This window comes from Massilia atriviolacea (genome assembly GCF_003953935.1).
GTDB classification, from domain to species: Bacteria; Pseudomonadota; Gammaproteobacteria; order Burkholderiales; family Burkholderiaceae_D; genus Telluria_A; species Telluria_A atriviolacea.
In genome coordinates, this window is record NZ_RXLQ01000012.1 from 229509 (window position 1) to 249714 (window position 20206).

The window sequence follows — 20206 nt, forward strand, 5'->3', positions numbered from 1 at the left end:
GCACTCATACAAGTACCCTCTCGATGCCGCCGCTGTTGGCGCGGGCCACGTATTCGGGCAGCCAGTTTTCGCCCAGCTTGTGGCGCGCCATTTCGACGACGATATAGTCGGCGGTGGTGCCGGCATCGTCGTTGTAGCGCGACAGGCCTTGCAGGCACGATGGGCAGCTGGTGAGGATCTTGACGTCGCCGTTGAAGCCATCGGCGCGCAGCTTGTCGGCGCCCTTCTCCATCTCGCCTTCCTTGCGGAAGCGCACCTGGGTCGCGATGTCGGGACGCGACACGCCGAAGGTGCCGGACTCGCCACAGCAGCGGTCGTTCTTTTCGATCTTGACGTTATCCACCGTCGACACCAGCGCGTTGACGGTCTTGACCGAATCCTGCAGCTTCATCGGATTGTGGCAAGGCTCGTGGTACATATAGCGCGTGCCGCTGACGCCTTCGAGCTTCATGTCCTTTTCGAGCAGGTACTCGTGGATGTCCATGATGCGGCAACCCGGGAAGATCTTGTCGAACTCGTAGGTCGCCAATTGGTCGTAGCAGGTGCCGCAGGAGACCAGCACGGTCTTGATGTCGAGGTAATTGAGCGTGTTGGCCATGCGGTGGAACAGCACGCGGTTATCGGTCATCATCTTGTCGGCCTTGTCGTACTGGCCGGCGCCGCGCTGCGGATAGCCGCAGCACAGGTAACCCGGCGGCAGCACGGTCTGCACGCCGACCTCCCACAGCATGGCCTGCGTGGCCAGGCCCACCTGCGAGAACAGGCGCTCCGACCCGCAGCCAGGGAAGTAGAACACGGCTTCGGTATCGGCCGTGGTGACCTTGGGGTTGCGGATGATCGGGATGATCTTGTCGTCTTCGATGTCGAGCAGCGCGCGCGCGGTTTTCTTGGGCAGGTTGCCCGGCATTTTCTTGTTGATGAAGTGGATCACCTGCTCGCGCACCGGCGCCTTGCCGGTGGTCGGCAGCGGCGCGCGGGTCTGCTTCCTGGCGAATTTTTTCAGCACGTTGTGGCCCAGGCGCTGCGCCTTGAAGCCCCAGCCGGCCATGACCTGGCGCGTGGCGTTGATGGTCACCGGGTCGGTGGCGTTGAGGAAGAACATGGCAGCCGCATTGGCCGGCCGGAAGGTCTTCTTGTCCATCTTGCGCAGCAGGTTACGCATGTTCATCGACACGTCGCCGAAGTCGATGTTGACCGGGCACGGCGTGACGCACTTGTGGCACACGGTGCAGTGGTCGGCCACGTCTTCGAATTCTTCCCAGTGCTTGATCGAGACGCCGCGGCGGGTCTGTTCCTCGTACAGGAAGGCTTCGATCAGCGAGGACGTCGCCAGGATCTTGTCGCGCGGCGAATACAGCAGGTTCGCGCGCGGCACGTGGGTGGTGCACACCGGCTTGCATTTACCGCAGCGCAGGCAGTCCTTGATGCTGTTGGCGATCTCGCCGATATCGCTCTGCTGCATGATCAGCGATTCGTGGCCCATCAGGCCGAACGACGGCGTGTAGGCGTTGCGCAGGTCGGCCCCGAACTCGGGCAGGTTGAGCAGCTTGCCCTTGTTGAAGCGCCCTTCCGGATCGATGCGCAGCTTGTAGTCGCGGAATTCGCCGATTTCGTCTTCGGTCAGGAATTCGAGCTTGGTGATGCCGATGCCATGCTCGCCCGAGATCACGCCGTCGAGCGAACGCGCCAGCTTCATGATGCGGCCCACCGCTTCGTGGGCGTCCTGCAGCATGGCGTAGTCGTCGGAGTTGACCGGCAGGTTGGTGTGCACGTTGCCGTCGCCGGCGTGCATGTGCAGCGCCACGAACACGCGCGAACGCAGCACCTTCTGGTGGATCGCGCCGGCCTCGTCGAGAATGAGCTTGTAGGCGGCGCCGTTGAAGATCTGGCGCAGCTGCGCGCGGATCTCCTGCTTCCACGAGACGCGCACGGTGCGGTCCTGGACCACGTCGAACAGGGTGGCGCCGGGCTGCTGCGCCAGGCGCTCGTCGAACACCACGTCGAGGCGGCCCAGGCCGATGGCGCGCAAGGCGTCGCGCGCACTTGCCAGCGGCTGGTCGAGTTGCGCCAGCAGCCAGGTCCAGCGCGCGTGCACGGCGTCGAGCAGCTCGTTGGCCTGCTGCACGCGGTCGCCCAGCATTTCTTCGTCGCCGATCGCTTCGCCCGAGGCGTCGTCGCTCTTACCGACCGGCAGGTTGCCGCCGGCGAAAAACGCGCGCAGTTCCCCGGTCAGCTGCAGCTTGTTCCTGATCGACAGTTCGATGTTGATGCGCTCGATGCCGTCGGTGTATTCGCCCATGCGATTGAGCGGAATGACCACGTCTTCGTTGATCTTGAAGGCGTTGGTGTGGCGCGCGATGGCGGCGGTGCGGGCGCGGTCGAGCCAGAACTTCTTGCGCGCTTCCGGACTGACTGCGACAAAACCTTCGCCTACGCGGGTATTCGCGATGCGCACCACTTCCGAGGCGGCTTGCGCCACCGCGTTCTCGTCGTCGCCGACGATGTCGCCGAACAGCGCCATCTTGGGCAGCACGCCGCGCTTCGACTTGGTGGCGTAGCCGACCGCGCGCAGGTAGCGCTCGTCGAGGTGTTCCAGGCCGGCCAGGCGGATGGTGGCAAAGGCCGGGCCGCCCCTGGCCGGCAGGCCGTCGAGGTAATCCTTGATTTCGACGATCGACGGAATCGCGTCGCGCGCCTGGCCGAAGAATTCGAGGCAGACGGTGCGCGCATACTTCGGCATCCTGTGCAAAATCCAGCGCGCCGAGGTGATCAGGCCATCGCAGCCTTCTTTCTGGATGCCCGGCAGGCCGGCCAGGAATTTGTCGGTGACGTCCTTGCCCAGGCCTTCCTTGCGGAAGCGCCGGCCTTCGATGACCAGCATCTCGGTCTTGAACGGCGCGTCCTTCGCTTCGCCGCGCGCGTTCGGGTGGGTCCATTCGAGCTTGAAGGTGGCGGTCGGCGCGTCGTGGATCTTCGACAGGTTGTGGCCGATGCGGGTCACTTCCAGCCAGTCGCCGTTCGGGTCGACCATCTTCCACGAAGCCAGGTTGTCGAGCGCGGTGCCCCACAGGACGGCCTTCTTGCCGCCGGCGTTCATGGCGACGTTGCCGCCGATGCAGGACGCCTCGGCCGAGGTGGGGTCGACCGCGAACACGAAGCCGGCCTTTTCGGCGGCGTCGGAGACGCGCTTGGTGACCACCCCGGCGCCGGAATGGATGGTTGCGTACTCATGGTCCACGCCGGGCAGCATGGTCATTTCGACCTCGCCCAGGGTGACCAGTTTTTCGGTGTTGATCACGGCCGACATGGGCGTGAGCGGAATGGCGCCGCCGGTGTAGCCGGTTCCTCCGCCGCGCGGGATGATGGTCAGTCCGAGTTCGATGCAGCCCTTGACCAGGCCCGCCATCTCATCTTCGGTGTCGGGCGTGAGCACCACGAAGGGGTATTCGACGCGCCAGTCGGTGGCGTCGGTCACGTGGGCGACGCGCTTCATGCCGTCGAAGCAGATATTGTGCTTTTCGGTGTAGCGGCCCAGCACCTTGGTGGTGCGCTTGCGCAGGTCCCAGGTCTGGCGGAATTCGTTGCCGAAGTCTTCGACCGCCCTGGACGCCGCCTTGAGCAGCTTTTCCACGTTGGCGCTGCGCGCGCGCGCCGCTTCGCTGTTGGCATCGTCGCCGTCCTGCGCATCGACGCTGGTGCGGCGCTTGTCCACTTCGGCCAGGCGATGGTGCAGCGCGTCGATCAGTTCCTGGCGCCGTTTCGGGTTGTCCAGCATGTCGTCCTGCAGGTACGGGTTGCGCCGCACCACCCAGATATCGCCCAGCACTTCGTACAGCATGCGTGCCGAACGGCCGGTCTGGCGCGAGCCGCGCAATTCGTCGAGCAGCTCCCAGGACGACTCGCCCAGCAGGCGGATCACGATTTCGCGGTCCGAAAACGAGGTGTAGTTATAGGGGATTTCGCGCAGGCGGGTGGCGGCGTGACCGTTTGGCGTTTCGGCCAGGAGTGCTTGGATTTGTGCTGGGGCGTTCATGTATTGGTGGACTATGTGGACTGACCCTAAGGGAGTTCATTCTAGCGTATTGCGCTGCACCACGCTGCAACAGCCCTGCTTTTTGGGAGGGAAAGGGAAGCGGGGATGCCAACAAAATGGTGGCGATATCGGCACCCATCAAAATTTTCGGCAAATATTTAGCCTGGATATCGAATTAAATAAGATGAATTGATGTATGGACAGAACCTTGCAATGCCTCGCGCGGCGCGCGGCAAGCCGCCGCAAGCGTCAACGCGCGTCCATCGCCGCCCGCACGGCCTCCACGTGGCGCTCGCTGACGGGCAGCCGGGCGCCGCGCCGCAAGGTCAGCTGGTAGACCCCGTCGCCGGCGACGTCGAGCCGCGCCGCCTGGTCGATGCGGGCGACGGCGCTGCGGTGCACGCGCAGGAAGCTGGCCGGGTCGAGATGGGGCAGCAGGCGGCTCAGGGCCAGCCGGTGCATCACGCTGCGTCCGGCCAGGTGCAAATTGACGTAATTGCCGCTCGCTTCGATCCAGTCCACGTCGGCCAGTTGCACGCATTCGATGGTGCCGACCGAACGCACCGTGAGCTGCTGCCAGAAAGCCGGCGCCGCGCCGCCGCGGCTGGCCTGCTCATCGTCCGCCCACGCGCGCAGGGCGGCGCCGTACACGGGCCGCTGGCGCAAATCGAGCATGGCGGCGGCGCGCGCCAGGGCGGCGCCCAGGCGCGCGTCGTTGACGGGCTTGAGCAGGTAGTCGAGCGCGTGGACTTCGAACGCTTCCAGCGCAAAGCGCTCGTGGGCGGTGACGAAGATGACGATCGGCGGCTCGGGCATGGCCGCCAGCGCGCGCGCCAGCACCAGGCCGGAGTCGCCCGGCATGTGAATGTCGAGGAACACCACCTCGACCGCCTGCCCGGCCAGCGCCGCCTGGGCGCTGGCGACGCCGGCGCACTCTTGCACGACGTTCCAGCCGGGATGCTCGGACAGGGCATAGCGCAGGTTGACGCGGCCCGGTTCCTCGTCGTCGACGATGAGGGCGCGGATCATGCGGCAGCGCCCGGATACAGCGGCAGGTCGATAGCGACGGCAAACCGGCCGCCGTGTTCGCCGGCATGCAGGATTGCCGCGCCGCCATAGCTTAACTGCAGGCGCGCGCGCGTCTGGCGCAAGCCCAGGCCGAGGCCCGGATTGGCGCTGCGCGCGGCGGCCACCGGATTCGATACGTGGATCGACAGGCGCGTGCCGGCGGCGCGCAGCAGCAGGCGGATGTCGCTCGGGCCGTCGTGGCAATCGAGATCGTGGCGCATGGCGTTCTCGATCAGCGGCTGCAGCAGCAGCGGCGGCACCTGGCCGACCGCCAGCGCCTGCGGGTCGGCCTCGATCGCCAGCTGCAGGCGCTCGCCGTAGCGCAGCTTCTGCAAGGCCAGGTAGTCGTCCACGAAGCGGCACTCGTCGGCCAGGGCGACGTAATCGCGCTCGCTGGCCTGCAAGGCGTAGCGCAGCAATTCGCTCAGGTGGCCGATGCCGCCCAGCGCCACGCGCTTGTCGTCGGCCCGCACCAGCGCGCTGATGGCGTTGAGGGCATTGAACAGGAAATGCGGTTCGAGCTGGCCGCGCAGCGCCAGCAGGCGTTGCTGCTCCAGTTCCAGGCTCAGTTTCAGGTTGTCGCGCTGGCGCAGGCGGCCCTGGCGCCAGCTGCATGCGGCGACCACGGCGCTGTAGGTGAAGGTGACCCAGGCGAAGTCCATGAACCAGGTCAGGCCCTGGCTTTCGACGGTTTCGCGCAGGGCCGCATGCAGGCCGGGATCGGGGCCGGCATCGCGCAGCTCGAAGTAGCTCGATACCAGCCGGATCAGCGGAACCAGGATGGCCACGGCCAGCAGGTGCAGGCGGCCGATCGAACGCATGCTGCCCAGCGCCGCCGGGCGCGTGGTGAACAGGGCATGGCAGGCGCAGCTGAACAGGATCAGCAGGGTATGTTCGCGCCACCAGCGCCACAACAGCAGCGCGTAGCTCTTGCCTTCGCCGCGCCGCAGCAGGTCGCTGTAGTTGCCCAGCGCGCCGAGCGCGATCAGGGCGCTCCAGACGCCGACGATGATGGCGCTGGCGCGCAGCAGCTCGCGGGCCGGCGCGGACAAGGTCAGACGGGGGTGGGTGGCGGTGCTCATCGGGACCGAGTATACCAGCGCGTCGCAGGCCGTTTTGCGGCCGCCGCCGGCGGTCGTCACGGCGTTCCGGCGATTCGTCACACAGCGGTTCGAAAGGCCGGCGGCGGCCCCGATAATCGGCGCTCCCGAACCCCGCTTGCGCCGCCATGAAACCACACCGCCCGCCCTTCCTGCCCACACTCGCCCTGTGCTCGGCCACCCTTTTCCACGCCAATGGCGCCCTTGCGCAAATCCAGACGGTGGAGATAAACGGCGCCGGCGCGGCGAGTCTGCGGCGCGACGACAGCGCCGCCCGGATCGTGGTCGGCCGCGACGACCTGGCGCGCTATGGCGACACGACGCTGTCGGCGGCGCTCAAGCGCCAGCCGGGCATCTCGTTCGCCGGCGGCGAGATCCGCATGCGCGGGCTCGGCGCCGGCTACACCCAGCTGCTGGTCAACGGCGACCCGGTGCCGGCCGGCTTTTCGATCGACAGCATCGCTCCGGCCATGATCGAGCGGATCGACATCGTGCGCACCGCCACGGCGGACCTGGGTTCGCAAGCGATTGCCGGGACCATCAACGTGATCCTCAAGAAGGGCGGCGCGCGCAGGCAGCGCGACGTCAAGCTCGGCGCCGGCCTGCTGCCGGGACGGGGCGAGCCGTCGGCCTCGCTGCAATGGGGCGAGCGCGCCGGCGCGCTGGCGTATTCCCTGGCGGCCGAGCTGGCGCGCACCGGCAACGACAACGACAGCCTGACGCTGGAGACCCAGGCCGCTGCGGACGGCACGCCGCTCGCGCGGCGCGCACTGCGCGAGTCGGCCGCGTTCCGCACCACCCGCCTGAACCTGACGCCGCGCCTGAACTGGACCCTGGCGCAAGGCGGCAGCCTGGCGTGGCAGACCCTGGTCGACCTGTCGCGCGCATCGAACCATGGCGACACGGCGGAAACCACCTTCGCCGGGGCCAGCACCGACTACCCGGTCAACGACTTCCGGCTCGCAGGGCACACGCTATCGGCCCGCAGCGACATCACCCTGGCGCGCCATGTCGGCGCCGAGGGCAGGCTCACGCTCAAGGCCGGGATCAATCACAACAAGCGCGAATCGGATTACCTGTTCCGGGGCGCGGGCGCCTCGCGCACGCTGGCGCGCAAGGTGCTGTCGGACGCCATCGACGACAGCGCCGTCGTCAGCGGCAAATACCTGGCGCCGCTCGTCCCCGGCCACGACATCGGCATCGGCTGGGAAGGCGGACGCACCCGGCGCAGCGAATCGCGGCGCCAGACCGACGGCACGGCCGCCGGCCGGTTCCTGTCGCAGCTCGATGAAGATTACCGCGCGGCAGTCAGCCGCCTGGCGCTGTTCGCGCAGGACGAGTGGAGCGTGTCGGCGCGCCTGCAAGCCTACCTCGGCCTGCGCTGGGAAGGCCTGCATACGTCGACCGAGGGACGGGCGCTGGCGCAAGTGGGCAGCAGGTCGTCCGTGCTCAGCCCCATCGGGCAGCTGCTGTGGAAGCTGGACGGCAAGGACCAGCTGCGCCTGTCGCTCTCGCGCACCTACAAGGCGCCGGCGGTGCGCAACCTGGTGCCGCGCCGCTACACGGTCAACAACGCCAACGGACCGACCAACCCCGACGTGCGCGGCAATCCCGGCCTGAAGCCGGAACTGGCGTGGGGCGTCGACGCGGCCTATGAATCCTACTTCGGCAAAAACGGCGTGGCCAGCGTGTCGGCCTATGCGCGCCGGATCGACGCGGTGACGGTGCAAACCCTGTACAGGGAAGACGGCGCGTGGATCTCGACGCCGTTCAACAACGGCAAGGCCAAGCTGGCCGGCCTCGAATTCGACGCCCGCTTCCCCCTGCGCAGCGTGCTGCCATCGGCGCCGGACCTGGACTTGCGCGCCAACGCCGCGCGCAACTGGTCGCGCCTGGACGCGGTGCCGGGGCCGGCGAACCGGCTGGGCGAGCAGGCGCGCATCACGGCCAATATCGGCCTCGATGCGCGCATCGGAACGCACTACACGGCGGGGATGAACCTGAACCTGCAGTTTGGCGGACTTACGCGAACGAGCCGCTACCTGCGCAGCGACAGCGGGCCGGTGCGCGTGCTCGATCTGTACGGCGTGTGGACGACGGGGGCGAAAACGCAGCTGCGCCTGTCGGTGGCGAATGCCCTGCACCGAAGCCGGCGCAGCGGCAGCATGTACGCCGACGAGGATGGCGGCAACACGCGGGCGGCGCGCACATCGTCGGCGGCGCTGCTGCGCATTGTGCTCGAAACGAGCTTGTAGACCTCAGAACAGCATGTGCCAGAATCGGTTCACCATGTCGGCCAGCCCTTTCCAGAAACTGTCCGGCACATACAGCAGCGCGGCGGTCATGGTCAGGTAGCGCATGAACTTGCCGATCGCCATATACCCGAGGCTGGGCCAGAACGGCAGGTGCAGCCAGCCGCCCAGGGTGCACAGCGGATCGCCGATCCCGGGCACCCACGACAGCAGCATGGTCTTGGCGCCGTAGCGCGCCAGCCAGGCGAACCAGCGCGACTTGCGCTCTTTCGCAAACGCGACCTTGGCGCGGTAGCCGATGAAGTAGTCTAGCGCCCCGCCCAGGGTGTTGCCCAGGGTCGCCACCAGGATGGCGGGCCAGAACATGGCCGGATTGGCCTTGATGACGGCGAACACGGCCGGCTCGGAGCCGAGCGGCACCAGGGTGGCGGACACGAACGCGATCACGAAGACCGAGCTCAGCCCGACCGCGGGGGCGGACAGCAAGTTGAGCAGCCAGAAGACGGCGGTTTCGATCATGGAGGCACTTTGATGACTGCTGAAGCCGTCCATTATAATGAGGAAAAACTATTGCAACGACACGATACGCCGAGCCCGTCACCCGGAGCCGCGCATCGCACTGCAAGCCTCGGCCATCCGCCGACAACACAGTCCAGCGTCAACAGCATCGCGTTCCGGATTTTTCCGGCCCAGAATCACTTTGTTTGCAGACTATGACTATCGACTACCTCAAGAAAATCCTGACCGCCCGCGTCTACGACGTCGCCACCGAAACGCCGCTCGAATTCGCGCCGATCCTGTCGCAGCGCATGGAAAACCGCATTTACTTCAAGCGCGAAGACATGCAGAGCGTGTTCAGTTTCAAGCTGCGGGGCGCGTACAACAAGATGGCCAACCTGTCGCCGGCCCAGCTCAAGCGCGGCGTGATCTGCGCCTCGGCCGGCAACCACGCGCAGGGCGTGGCCCTGTCGGCCGCCAAGACCGGCTGCCGCGCCGTGATCGTCATGCCGACCACCACCCCGAGCGTCAAGATCGACGCGGTCAAGGCCTTCGGCGGCGCGCATGTGGAAGTGATCCTGCACGGCGACTCCTACACCGACGCCTATAACTTCGCGCTGACGCTGGAAAAAGAACAGAACCTGGCCTTCGTGCACCCCTTCGACGATCCGGATGTCATCGCCGGCCAGGGTACGGTGGGCATGGAGATCCTGCGCCAGCATGCCGGCCCGATCCACGCAATTTTTGTCGCCATCGGCGGCGGCGGCCTGATCGGCGGCGTGGCCGCCTACGTCAAGCAGATTCGCCCGGACATCAGGATCATCGGCGTGCAGTCGACCGATTCGGACGCGATGGCGCGCAGCCTGAAAGCCGGCCAGCGCGTGACCCTGCCCGATGTCGGCCTGTTCGCCGACGGCACCGCGGTGCGCCTGGTGGGCGAAGAGACCTTCCGCCTCGCGCAGCAGTACGTGGACGAGATCATCCTGGTCGATACCGATGCGATCTGCGCGGCGATCAAGGACGTGTTCCAGGACACGCGCTCGATCCTGGAGCCGTCCGGCGCGCTGGCGGTGGCCGGGGCCAAGGCCTACATCGAGCGTTCGGCGATGAGCAAGAACCCGGTGCACAACGAGACGCTGGTGGCGGTGGCCTGCGGCGCCAACATGAACTTCGACCGCCTGCGCTTCGTGGCCGAGCGCGCGGAGCTGGGCGAAGCGCGCGAGGCGGTGTTCGCGGTGACGATTCCGGAGCAGCGCGGCAGCTTCAAGCGCTTCTGCGCGCTGGTGGGGCCGCGCAATGTGACCGAGTTTAACTACCGGGTCAGCGATGCGGCCCAGGCGCACGTGTTCGTGGGCGTGCAGATCGCCAGCCGTGGCGAGTCGGGCGTGCTGGCGCGGACCTTCGAGCAGAACGACTTCAAGACGCTGGACCTGACGCACGACGAACTGGCCAAGCTGCACATCCGCCATCTGGTGGGCGGCAAGAGTGCGTTGGCCCATGACGAACTGCTGTATCGTTTCGAATTCCCCGAGCGTCCGGGCGCGCTGATGCGCTTCCTGGACAGCATGGCGCCGAACTGGAATATCTCGCTGTTCCATTACCGTAATCAGGGCGGCGACGTGGGGCGGATCCTGGTCGGCCTGCAGGTGCCGGCCGAAGAAATGGAAGCATTCCGCACCTTCCTCACGACGCTCGGATACCGGTATTGGGATGAAAGCGCCAATCCGGTGTATAAGATGTTTTTGGGGTGATGCCGATTCCCCTGCTGCTTCGATCGCCGTCGCTCGGACGACGGCAGCTAATTTAACTGAGTTGATATGACCAACACCGCCGATCTGTCCCCCCTGGGCAAAACCTCCGCCTACCAGACCCACTACGCGCCGGAACTGCTGTTCCCGATCCCGCGCCAGGGCAAGCGCGACGAACTCCAGCTGACCGGCACCCTGCCCTTCTTCGGCGTCGACATCTGGAACGCCTACGAAATCTCCTGGCTGAACATGCGCGGCAAGCCGCAGGTGGCGATCGCCACGATCACGGTGCCGGCCGATTCGCCCAATATCGTCGAATCGAAATCCTTCAAGCTGTACCTGAACTCGTTCAACCAGACGCGCCTGTCCAACAGCGATGCCCTGCTGGCCCTGCTGCGCGACGACCTGGCCGGCGGCTTCGGCGCGCCGGTCCACATCGCCCTGACCGAGCCGCAGTCCTTCGACAGCGTCAGAATGGGCGAACTCGACGGCGTGCTGCTGGACCGCCTGGACGTGGAGATCGACAACTACTCGCCCTCGCCCGCCCTGCTCAAGGCCGCCAAAGACGAAGCCCCGGTCGAGGAAAAGCTGGTCTCGCACCTGCTCAAGTCGAACTGCCTGGTCACCGGCCAGCCGGACTGGGCCAGCGTGCAAATCCATTACGTCGGCCCGCAGATCGAGCAGGAGGGCTTGCTGAAATACCTGATCGGCTTTCGCGAGCACAACGAATTTCACGAGCAATGTGTCGAGCGCATTTTTACCGACATCCTGCGCCAGTGCGCGCCGCAAAAACTGGCGGTGTACGCGCGCTACACGCGGCGCGGCGGACTGGACATCAATCCATGGCGCAGCAACTTCAGCTCGGGCCGTCCGCCCAATCTGCGCACCGCGCGCCAGTGAGCTTGAGCCAGCACAAAGGGGGGCCCATTCGCGCCCCGCGCACGCTTGACGCCGTTGCTATGCGGGAATACCTTGATCGGGAAGGGAACGAGTGTGCTTTTCGGGCGACAGGAAAAGGCCCCCGACTTTATAATTGAACAATACCCGGCGGCATCCTGAAGACGCTGAAAAAACGGGCAGCAAGCACAGGAAAAATGGTGAATGGCCTGAAGGACCGGCATTTGTGTGCAAAATCTGCAATTTCATGCCGGAAATTCAAATTTTCCGCTGCTGCGCGCATCGACGGTTTTTATGGCTTGTATGAATCGCCATTCACCTTGCGAAATGTCAATGCGAAGCTGACATGAATCGACGACGAATTCCGATTACACGGCTGGAAAACAGGCCTATAATTCTGGCTCGCAAGCACCCTTGTGCATCGCACCAATACTCAGCGTTATGACAAACCTTAGCAAAATTTTATCGCTCGAGAACGTGTTGCTTGATCTCGAAGTCTCCAGTAAAAAGCGTGCTTTCGAGCAGGCCGGGCTGATCTTCGAGAACAACTGCGGAATCGCCCGCTCGACCGTCTCCGACAACCTGTTTGCGCGCGAGCGCCTCGGCTCAACCGGTCTCGGCCATGGCGTCGCCGTGCCGCACGGCCGCATCAAGGGCAGCAAGAGTCTCAAGTCGCCGCTGGCCGCCTTCGTGCGCCTGCTCGAGCCGATTCCCTTCGAGTCGCCCGACGGCCAGCCGGTCAAGCTGCTGTTCTTCCTGCTCATTCCCGACCACGTGACGCAGCAGCACCTCGAAATCCTGTCCGAGATCGCCGAGATGTTTTCCGACGACGGATTCCGCACGGCGCTGGCCACCGATCCGGACCCGAAATCGGTTCACTCGCGCATCATCAATTGGCAACCAAGTCTGCAGGCACTGGGTTAAACTTCCAGGTGCCGGGCGCGTTGGCGCCCTCACTTTTCTGAAGACCCGTTCATGCTGCAAACTCCGCTGACCATCCAACGGCTGTACGACGACAACCGCGAAAGTCTTCAGCTGGGCTGGTTCGCCGGCTTTCCCGGCGGCGAACGCCTGATCTCGGGCGACGTCGCCTCCGCCGCCGACCAGGTCGGCCACCTGAACCTGATCCACCCGGGCCGCATCCAGGTGTTCGGGCATCAGGAACTGACGTACTACCATCGCCTCAAATCCGGTTCGCGCAGCCACGTCATCGGCGAGCTGATTGCGGGCGGGCCGCCGGCGCTGATCATCGCGCAAGGGCTCGATACGCCGCCGGACATCCTGGCCATCTGCGACGAGCAGAATATTCCCCTGTTTTCCACGCCGCTGCCGGCCGCGCAGGTGATCGACTTCCTGCGCGTGTACCTGTCCAAAAAACTCGCGCAGCGCATCATCATGCATGGCGTGTTCATGGACGTGCTGGGCGTGGGCGTGCTCATTACCGGCGACTCGGGCCTGGGCAAGAGCGAGCTGGGACTGGAACTGATTTCGCGCAGCCACGGCCTGGTGGCCGACGACGCGGTGGAGTTCTCGCGCATCGCCCCCAACATGATCGAAGGACGCTGCCCGGCGCTGCTGCAAAACCTGCTGGAAGTGCGCGGCCTGGGCCTGCTCGACATCAAGGCGATCTTCGGCGAGACGGCCGTGCGCCGCAAGATGCGCCTGAAACTGATCGTCCACCTGGTGCGCCGCAGCGCGCTGGAAGAAGAAGTCGAGCGCCTGCCCTTCCTGTTCCCGACCGAAGACGTATTGGGCCTGCCGATCCGCAAAGTGGTCATTCCCGTGGCGGCCGGCCGCAACATCGCGGTGCTGCTGGAAGCGGCGGTGCGCAATACGATTCTTCAACTGCGCGGCATCGACACCTTACAGGAATTCATGGAGCGCCAGCGTCTGGCGATGAGCTCGGATTGACACTCCCAGAACGGATAGGACCGTTGTAAAATCTCTGTTGCCTGATGAGAATGATACGTAGTGCCTGAGCAAACCCCACCCGCATGGGGTATCATCGGGCCTATGCGCATCGTACTCATCACAGGTATTTCCGGATCGGGCAAATCGGTCGCCCTCAATGTCCTCGAAGACGCAGGCTACTACTGCGTCGACAATCTTCCGCCAGCGTTGCTACCGAGCCTGATCGACGCGCTCATCGCCGACGGCACGGCCTGCGCCGCCGTCGCGGTCGATGCGCGCAGCGCGCAGTCGCTGGTCGAACTGCCCGTCAATATCCGCATGCTGAAAGACCAGGGGCACGACATCAAGGTCATGTTCCTGACCTCGAACACGCATTCGCTGGTGGCGCGTTTTTCCGAAACGCGGCGCAGCCATCCGCTGTCGCACCAGCTGCGCCCCGACGAAAACCCGGCCTCGCGCCGCACCCTGATCGAATGCATTCTCGAAGAGCGCGAGCGCCTCTCCGCCATCGAGCAGCTCGGCCACGTGATCGACACCTCCGACCTGTCGGCCAACAAGCTGCGCGCCTGGATCAAGGAGCTGGTCGAGATCGAGCGCGCGCCGCTGACGCTGTTTTTCGAATCGTTCGCCTTCAAACTGGGCGTGCCGCTCGACGCCGATTTTGTATTCGACGTGCGCGCGCTGCCCAACCCCTACTACGACCTGACCCTGCGCCCGCTGACCGGCATGGACGCGCCGGTGATCGCCTTCCTCGATGCGCAGCCCAGCGCGGCCGAGCTGCTGGAAGATATCCGCGCCTTCATCGAGAAGTGGCTGCCGTCGTTCAAGACCGACAACCGCAGCTACCTGACCGTGGCGCTCGGATGCACGGGCGGCCAGCATCGCTCGGTGTACATGGCCGAGCGCCTCGCCGCCTACTTCAGCCCGACCGAACGGGTCGTGCTGAGGCACCGCGAACAGTCGTAACTGCCTGGCTCACCTGGGCCGTTCGAGGTCATGTTCGATGGTGATGCGCAGCGCCGTGCCGGGCATCGTCTCGCGCCGGGTGCTGCGGCTGCCGTAATACGATTGCGATAAGCGCGGCCGGTCCAGCACATCGCTCAAGCCGACCCGCAGGCGCGTCCGCCTGCCCGCTCCCCACAAGAGATGCATGTCGAGCAGGCGCGTGCCGCCGTTCGATTCGCGCCACTCGGGCGCACGGCGCGTGCGCGCGCCGCGCTCGTACGTGAAGCTGGCGCCAAAACTGAGCGCGGCGCGCACATCGATGCCGACGCTGGCCGTCAATGGCGACTGCTCCGGCAGCCGGTTGTCCGGCCCGGCCACCCTCTCGATGCGCGACCAGTTGCGCGCCACGTTGGCGTTGAACGCAGCCTTGGCAAAGCCGGGCAGCGGCAATTTGGCTTCCAGCGTGACGCCGCGCGCGCTGGCCCGGCCCTGGTTGGCCGGCGCCGCGACCCACTGCCCCTCATCCTGGAACAGGCGCGTGACTGTCACGTCGTCGATCTTGCGCAGGTAGGCGCTGGCCGCCAGCAAGCCGTCCTTGCCGACCTGGCGGTCGTAGCCGATGTCCAGGCCCCAGGATGTTTCGGGCCGCAGCGCCGGATTGCCTTCGCTGTGCGGATTGGTGGCGCTGTTGTTGTTGTCGACCGTGTAGCGGCGCGGGATCAGGCTGGCCATGGTGGGCGCCTTGTAGGTGCGCGCCAGCCCGGCGCGCAGCTGGTGGCCGGCGGCCGGCTTGTACAGCGCCTGCAGCACCGGCGATGGAATCGCGCTGCGCTGGCCGACTGCCGCCACGCCGGCTTCGGCCACCGAGGTGCGCAGGGTTTCCCAGCGCACGCCGGCCGACATCGACCAGGCCGGGTTGACCTCCCAGTCATCCTGCGCGAACGCGCCGATGCGCTCGATGACGCCGCGAAAGCGGTTGTCGGTGAGGCGCGGCGCCTCGTCGAAGGCATCGCGCTCGCTGCCCACGCGGGTTTGGCTGCGCGTGGTGTGGGCGCCGTCCCAGCCGGCGCTGAGCACATGGCCGCCGCCCGCAGGCCGGGTCCAGGTGGCGCCCAGATGGTAGCCGCCCTCGCGCAGGTCGGCGCCGACGAGGTTCAGCGCGGGCCCGCGCCGTCCCTCGCTCATATCGCCGAACGCGAAGTCCGATTCGCGCCGGCTGCGGTGGATGCCGCCCTTGGCCTCGATGCGCGCGCCCTCGCCCAGGCTGCGCGCCCATTCCAGGTCGGTGCGCAGCCAGATGGCGGCCGTCCTGAGTACGGCGGCGCGTTGCGGGTGCAGGGTCGGCGCGCCCAGGTGGGTGGTTTCCACGGCCCAGGCGTCGGCGACGCGCCGGCTGTTGCTCAGAAAAGCCTGCAGGCCGAGCGTGTCGCCGTTGGCGAGCTTCCAGCTGGCGCGCGGCGACAGGCTGGCCAGGCGCGTGGTGACGTCTTCCTGCAGGCGCGTGCCGCGGCGCAGGCCCGGCGCGGTTTCTTCCTCGCGCGAAGGCGCCGGCACCGGTGCGTACGACAGGCTGACCGGCACCGAGTACGAAAACGCCTCGCCCTTGCCGCTCGCCTCTCCGCTCAGGCTGGGCGAGCGCCGTCCGTGCTGCTTGTCCAGGCCCGCCTTGACGGTCGAACGCAGGCGCGTGGCCGACTTGCGCAGCACGATGTTCACGCTGCCGGCGATGGCCTGCATGCTGGTCGCCGCCGAGGCGCCGCGCACGACCTCGACGCGTTCGATCAGTTCCGGCGCCAGCGATTCGAGCGAGAAGCCGCTGGGCGCCGCCACGCCGTTGAGCAGCACCTGCGTATAACCGTTGCCCAGGCCGCGCAGGCGGATATCGCTGGTGCGCCCGCCGCCATCGCCGATGCTGATCCCGGGGACGCGCTTGAGGGCGTCGCCGAGCGAGCGGTCGCCGTGGCGCATCAGTTCTTCGCGGCCGACCACCAGGCTGGCGGCGGTTTCCTCGCTGCGCTTGTCGTAGCGCGCTCCCGCGATCTCGATGACGGGAACGACTTCTTCGGCCAATGCCGGTAACGATAAAGCGAGCGCGCAGGCGCAGGCATACGGACGGATCTGCATGGATTTCCTTCGATATTGTGGAGGGACGAGCGCGCCCGTACGGCGCTGCTGCGCCGCACGCAAACCGCGCTTGAACGGGAGTGGGCTAAAGTCGGGCGGGACGCTTGCGCAGCGCCTGCGAGGTGGCGTAGGCGTCGAGGCCAGGCAGCATCCGCTGCGGATCGATGTGCTGGCCGTTACTGAACGCTTCCAGGTGCAGGTGCGGACCGCTGACCTTGCCGGTCGCGCCGGCCAGGCCGATCGTCTCGCCGGCGCGCACCACCTGCCCCGCCTCGACCGAACGCACGCTCAGGTGCGCATACAGCGAACGCATGCCGCCCGCGTGTTCGATCAGGACCACGTCGCCGTACTGGGGGCCGCCCTGGTACTGCGCGGTCGATGCGAGCACGGTGCCGCCGGCCGCCGCCAGGATCGGCGTGCCGCTGCGGGCGGCGAAGTCGATGCCGTGATGGCCGCCTTCCACGTTCTTGCGCGCGGCGCCGTAAAAGCTGGTCACGCGCACGCGCTCCAAGGGCATGCTCCACTGCGGCTTCGACGCGACGATGGCCGGCGCGGCCGCCGTGGCAATGGGTTCGGGCGTGCGCCACGCAATAGCGGGTTGCAGGAACAGGCTCGCGCCCAGCACCGACGCCAGTGCGGCGGCCACCGCCGCCTTGCCCGGCATGCCGGGCGCGCGCAAGCCCTGCTCGCGGATCAGGGCCACCCTGGCGCGCAGCGACGCCGGGCTGCCGTGGCCGAAGGCGATGCTGGCGCCGAAGCTGTCCTGCTGCACCTTGAGCTGGGCCACCAGCGCGGCCGCGTACTGCTTGCGCTGCTGCGCGGGACGGCCGGCCAGCACGGCGTGGTCGCATCCCAGTTCCTGCGCCCAGTTCAGGCGCCGGGTCAGCACCGCCAGCGGGGGATTGAACCAGAACAGCGTTTGCAGCAGCATGCTGGCGTGCAGCCAGAAGGGATCGCGGCGCTTCCAATGGGTCAGCTCGTGGGCCACGATCAGGCGCTGCTGCTCGTCGCTGAAGCTGCGCAGGTGGCGCGGCAGCAGCAGGCGCGGACGCGCCAGGCCGGCCAGCATGGGCGAGATCGCGGCGTCGGTTTCGGCAACGCGCAGGCCGCGCTGCAGGAGCTCCGCCACCGCTTCGGCGCCGAAGCCCGCGTGCTGCGCCAGTGCCTCGGCGTCGAGCGGGCGGGCGTGCTGGAGCAAGGCGCGCAGGCCGCGCTGGGCGTGCACCCAGCGCGCGCCGGACGCCAGCAAGCCGGCCGCGTACAGCGCCAGCCAGGCTTGCGCCAGCAGTTCGAGCGGGTCGATGCCGTCATCGGCGCCATCGGCCTCGCCATCGTGCGGCTGCGGCAGCACCGATGACTGCGTGGCGGCCGGCGCGGGAAGTGCGATGTCGATGGCCGGCACCACGCTGTAGGCGGCGCTGTGCGGCAGCAGCGCCAGCACGAAAGCGCAGGCGATGGCCGCCTGCGACCAGAGCCACACCGAGCGGTGCCCGGCCAGCACCGGCCACACGCGCGTGGCGAGCGTGAGCAGCGCCAGGATGATGGCGGCGGCGATGCCGCAGGTGATGCTCGCTTTGAGAAAGGACAAGGCAAACGCGTTCAGCATGCTCAGTCCTTCGCGTCGGGCCAGTCCTGCAGCATCTGTTCGAGTTCGGCCAGCTCCTGCCGGTCGACCAGCTTACTGCCGGTGAACATATTGACCGGCAGCGGCGCGTCGATTTCCATCACGCGGCGGCCGAAATCGTGGGCGAAGGCGGCCAGGGTGGCCACCTTGTCGAGCTGGGCGCGGTAGACCTGGACGCCGTGCTGCATGTCCTGCGCCACCATCTGCTTGTCGAGCATGCGTTCGAGCGTTTTGCGGGTCGAGGAAAACGACCAGTCCAGCTCCGCAACCGCGCGCTCGTGCAGTTCGCGCGCGCTCAGGGGCTGGTCCTTCCACAGGACCTTGAGCAGGCTGAGTTCTGAAACCGAGGGAATGACTGACATGACGATGCTCCACATTGTGACTGTTGGGGCAAGTATGCGACACTTGTCACATAAGGTCAAGCTGCATCTGATTCAGGCGTGCCGGCGATATCAGTCCGCCAGCGCATGCAGGCCATCGTCCTTGTGGCTGGCGAAGCACAGCACCGCGACCAGCTTGTCGAGCAGGGCCCGCTCGGCGCCGGACAGGCTGACGCACATCAGCGGCAGCAGCTGCGCCAGCGCCTGCCGCACCTCGCCGCTGGAAAAGGACTGGTCCTTGTAGATGTCGGTCAGGCGCGCGAGGAAGAAAGAATCGCTGCGCCGCATCAGTGCCGCCAGCGCCGTCATGTCGCGATAATCGATCGCCCCCACGTGTGCGGACGAACCGGGCCGCTTGCTGCGCCAGCCCACCACGAAGTCGTACGCCATGGCGTGCGCGCCGCTTCAGTCCAGGTGACGCAGAGGATGCGCGGCCGCCGGCCACACCGGCGCGAAGAAGCGCGCCACCATCTGCGCGTCCACCTGATCGAGGCTGGGCGGATTCCACCTGGGCGCATTGTCCTTGTCGATGACCAGCGCGCGCACGCCTTCGAGCACCTCGCCGTGTTCGAAATTGTGGCGCACCACGGTGCGCTCCATGCGCAGGCAATCGGCGACATCGAGCGCCGCGCCGCGCTCAAGCAGCTCGCGCGTGACGCACATCATCAGCGGCGAACGCTGGCGCATCGCGGCCAGCGCCTTTTGCGCGAACTCGCCATCGTCGCCTTCGAGCGAGGCCATGATGGCCGCCACCGAGTCGGCGGCGAAATGCCTGTCGATGCCCGCGCGCTGCGCCTGCAGGCTGGACGCGCCGGCGTCTGCCGCGAACGGCGCCGCAAATGCGGCGATGGCCGCGCGCAGTTGCGCGCCCGGGGTGGCGTCGATCAGCGCCTTCAGTGCGCCCATCTGCGCCTGCGGCACGAACAGGTCGGCCAGTCCGGCATACAGGGCGTCGGCCGCGCCGATGGTCAGCCCGGTCAGGCCCAGGTACTGGCCCAGCTGCCCCGGCGCGCGCGACAGGAAATAGCTGCCGCCGACGTCCGGAAACAGGCCGATATTCACCTCGGGCATGGCCATCCTGGTTTTTTCGGTGACGATGCGGATGCGGCAGTCCGGCCCGCCCTGGGCGATGCCCATGCCGCCGCCCATCACCACCCCATCCATCAGCGCGATATACGGCTTGGGATAAAAATGAATCAGGTGATTGAGCGCGTATTCTTCGGTGAAAAAATCTTCCAGCAGCGCGCTGCCGCCCGTCGGCGTGGCGTGCCCGCCATCGTGGAAAAAGCGGATATCGCCGCCGGCGCACAGCGCCTTGTCGCTGCTGCTGCCGATGACCACGGCATCGATGCCGGCGTCCTCGCGCCATGCGCTCAACACCCCGGTCAGGTCGCGCACCATCGCCAGCGACAGCGAATTGAGGGCCTTGGGACGGTCGAGGGTAATCACGCCGGTACGATTGGCAATGCGGGTCTGGACGAATTCGCTCATGGCTGGCTGAAAGGAGAAGAAAGGGAGCGCTATTTTATCGCGCATGATCGGCATAGGGGGCAGCTATATCAGCTGCACCCCTGCCACACCACCCGGCATGCGGGTCCGCGGCGACAGCGGACCGCCTTGCGGCGT

At 66.6% G+C, this 20206-nt stretch carries 15 protein-coding genes; 6 read left to right on the top strand and 9 right to left on the bottom strand.

What is annotated here, in order from left to right; all coding sequences use genetic code 11:
* Nucleotides 1–4: 4 nt before the first annotated feature.
* The 3 genes from EJB06_RS22140 to EJB06_RS22150 form a co-directional block, all read right to left on the bottom strand.
* A complete protein-coding gene (locus EJB06_RS22140) occupies nt 5–4033 on the bottom strand; it encodes a DUF3683 domain-containing protein (RefSeq protein ID WP_126076177.1) in 4029 nt (1342 codons plus the stop codon).
* Between the two features lie 249 nt (nt 4034–4282).
* Nucleotides 4283–5062, bottom strand: a complete 780-nt coding sequence (locus EJB06_RS22145) for a LytR/AlgR family response regulator transcription factor (protein WP_126076178.1) — start codon at nt 5060–5062, stop codon at nt 4283–4285.
* The gene (locus EJB06_RS22150) at nt 5059–6243 is read right to left on the bottom strand and encodes a sensor histidine kinase (RefSeq protein WP_229427213.1); all 1185 of its coding nucleotides are present in this window, start codon (nt 6241–6243) and stop codon (nt 5059–5061) included. The genes EJB06_RS22145 and EJB06_RS22150 overlap by 4 nt, the downstream gene beginning before the upstream one ends.
* 86 nt (nt 6244–6329) lie before the next feature.
* On the opposite strand from EJB06_RS22150, the gene EJB06_RS22155 reads away from it, so the two are divergent.
* Nucleotides 6330–8456 carry a TonB-dependent receptor plug domain-containing protein gene (locus EJB06_RS22155; RefSeq protein WP_229427214.1) on the top strand — a complete coding sequence of 709 codons (2127 nt, stop codon included), beginning with the start codon at nt 6330–6332 and terminating at the stop codon, nt 8454–8456.
* A 3-nt stretch (nt 8457–8459) separates the two neighbouring features.
* Here the strand turns inward: EJB06_RS22155 and EJB06_RS22160 are convergent, their stop codons facing one another.
* A complete protein-coding gene (locus EJB06_RS22160) occupies nt 8460–8972 on the bottom strand; it encodes a YqaA family protein (RefSeq protein ID WP_126076179.1) in 513 nt (170 codons plus the stop codon).
* 194 nt (nt 8973–9166) lie between these two features.
* Here EJB06_RS22160 and ilvA point away from each other — a divergent pair, with 194 nt between their 5' ends.
* The 5 genes from ilvA to rapZ all read left to right on the top strand — a co-directional run bounded on the left by ilvA (nt 9167) and on the right by rapZ (nt 14473).
* Nucleotides 9167–10702: a threonine ammonia-lyase, biosynthetic gene (gene ilvA, locus EJB06_RS22165; RefSeq protein WP_126076213.1), complete on the top strand. Its 1536-nt coding sequence runs from the start codon at nt 9167–9169 to the stop codon at nt 10700–10702.
* Nucleotides 10703–10768: 66 nt separating this feature from the next.
* Nucleotides 10769–11599, top strand: coding sequence for an NADPH-dependent 7-cyano-7-deazaguanine reductase QueF (gene queF, locus EJB06_RS22170; protein WP_126076180.1), 831 nt, complete (start codon nt 10769–10771; stop codon nt 11597–11599).
* A 438-nt stretch (nt 11600–12037) separates the two neighbouring features.
* Nucleotides 12038–12520 carry a PTS sugar transporter subunit IIA gene (locus tag EJB06_RS22175; RefSeq protein WP_126076214.1) on the top strand — a complete coding sequence of 161 codons (483 nt, stop codon included), beginning with the start codon at nt 12038–12040 and terminating at the stop codon, nt 12518–12520.
* A gap of 51 nt (nt 12521–12571) precedes the next feature.
* A complete protein-coding gene (gene hprK, locus EJB06_RS22180) occupies nt 12572–13507 on the top strand; it encodes an HPr(Ser) kinase/phosphatase (RefSeq protein ID WP_099873917.1) in 936 nt (311 codons plus the stop codon).
* A gap of 102 nt (nt 13508–13609) precedes the next feature.
* Complete coding sequence (gene rapZ / locus EJB06_RS22185) at nt 13610–14473, top strand: RNase adapter RapZ (protein WP_126076181.1); 864 nt, start codon at nt 13610–13612, stop codon at nt 14471–14473.
* Between the two features lie 9 nt (nt 14474–14482).
* Here rapZ and EJB06_RS22190 read toward each other — a convergent pair whose 3' ends face one another.
* The 5 genes from EJB06_RS22190 to EJB06_RS22210 form a co-directional block, all read right to left on the bottom strand.
* Nucleotides 14483–16576 (bottom strand): TonB-dependent receptor plug domain-containing protein, encoded by a 2094-nt coding sequence (locus EJB06_RS22190; protein ID WP_126076182.1) that lies wholly within the window; start codon nt 16574–16576, stop codon nt 14483–14485.
* Between the two features lie 85 nt (nt 16577–16661).
* Nucleotides 16662–18182 carry a M23/M56 family metallopeptidase gene (locus EJB06_RS22195; RefSeq protein WP_126076183.1) on the bottom strand — a complete coding sequence of 507 codons (1521 nt, stop codon included), beginning with the start codon at nt 18180–18182 and terminating at the stop codon, nt 16662–16664.
* A gap of 2 nt (nt 18183–18184) precedes the next feature.
* Nucleotides 18185–18562: a BlaI/MecI/CopY family transcriptional regulator gene (locus tag EJB06_RS22200; protein ID WP_126076184.1), complete on the bottom strand. Its 378-nt coding sequence runs from the start codon at nt 18560–18562 to the stop codon at nt 18185–18187.
* Nucleotides 18563–18652: 90 nt separating this feature from the next.
* Nucleotides 18653–18970, bottom strand: coding sequence for a hypothetical protein (locus EJB06_RS22205; RefSeq protein ID WP_126076185.1), 318 nt, complete (start codon nt 18968–18970; stop codon nt 18653–18655).
* A 15-nt stretch (nt 18971–18985) separates the two neighbouring features.
* Nucleotides 18986–20071, bottom strand: a complete 1086-nt coding sequence (locus EJB06_RS22210) for an enoyl-CoA hydratase/isomerase family protein (RefSeq protein ID WP_126076186.1) — start codon at nt 20069–20071, stop codon at nt 18986–18988.
* Nucleotides 20072–20206 lie beyond the last annotated feature (135 nt).

Bases quoted from the DNA above. Each gene is read 5' to 3' on its own strand.
- EJB06_RS22140 (WP_126076177.1), bottom strand. From the start codon at position 4,033: ATGAACGCCCCAGCACAAATCCAAGCACTCCTGGCCGAAACGCCAAAC.
- EJB06_RS22145 (WP_126076178.1), bottom strand. From the start codon at position 5,062: ATGATCCGCGCCCTCATCGTCGACGACGAGGAACCGGGCCGCGTCAAC.
- EJB06_RS22155 (WP_229427214.1), top strand. From the start codon at position 6,330: ATGAAACCACACCGCCCGCCCTTCCTGCCCACACTCGCCCTGTGCTCG.
- EJB06_RS22160 (WP_126076179.1), bottom strand. From the start codon at position 8,972: ATGATCGAAACCGCCGTCTTCTGGCTGCTCAACTTGCTGTCCGCCCCC.
- ilvA (WP_126076213.1), top strand. From the start codon at position 9,167: ATGACTATCGACTACCTCAAGAAAATCCTGACCGCCCGCGTCTACGAC.
- queF (WP_126076180.1), top strand. From the start codon at position 10,769: ATGACCAACACCGCCGATCTGTCCCCCCTGGGCAAAACCTCCGCCTAC.
- EJB06_RS22175 (WP_126076214.1), top strand. From the start codon at position 12,038: ATGACAAACCTTAGCAAAATTTTATCGCTCGAGAACGTGTTGCTTGAT.
- hprK (WP_099873917.1), top strand. From the start codon at position 12,572: ATGCTGCAAACTCCGCTGACCATCCAACGGCTGTACGACGACAACCGC.
- rapZ (WP_126076181.1), top strand. From the start codon at position 13,610: ATGCGCATCGTACTCATCACAGGTATTTCCGGATCGGGCAAATCGGTC.
- EJB06_RS22190 (WP_126076182.1), bottom strand. From the start codon at position 16,576: ATGCAGATCCGTCCGTATGCCTGCGCCTGCGCGCTCGCTTTATCGTTA.
- EJB06_RS22195 (WP_126076183.1), bottom strand. From the start codon at position 18,182: ATGCTGAACGCGTTTGCCTTGTCCTTTCTCAAAGCGAGCATCACCTGC.
- EJB06_RS22200 (WP_126076184.1), bottom strand. From the start codon at position 18,562: ATGTCAGTCATTCCCTCGGTTTCAGAACTCAGCCTGCTCAAGGTCCTG.
- EJB06_RS22205 (WP_126076185.1), bottom strand. From the start codon at position 18,970: ATGGCGTACGACTTCGTGGTGGGCTGGCGCAGCAAGCGGCCCGGTTCG.
- EJB06_RS22210 (WP_126076186.1), bottom strand. From the start codon at position 20,071: ATGAGCGAATTCGTCCAGACCCGCATTGCCAATCGTACCGGCGTGATT.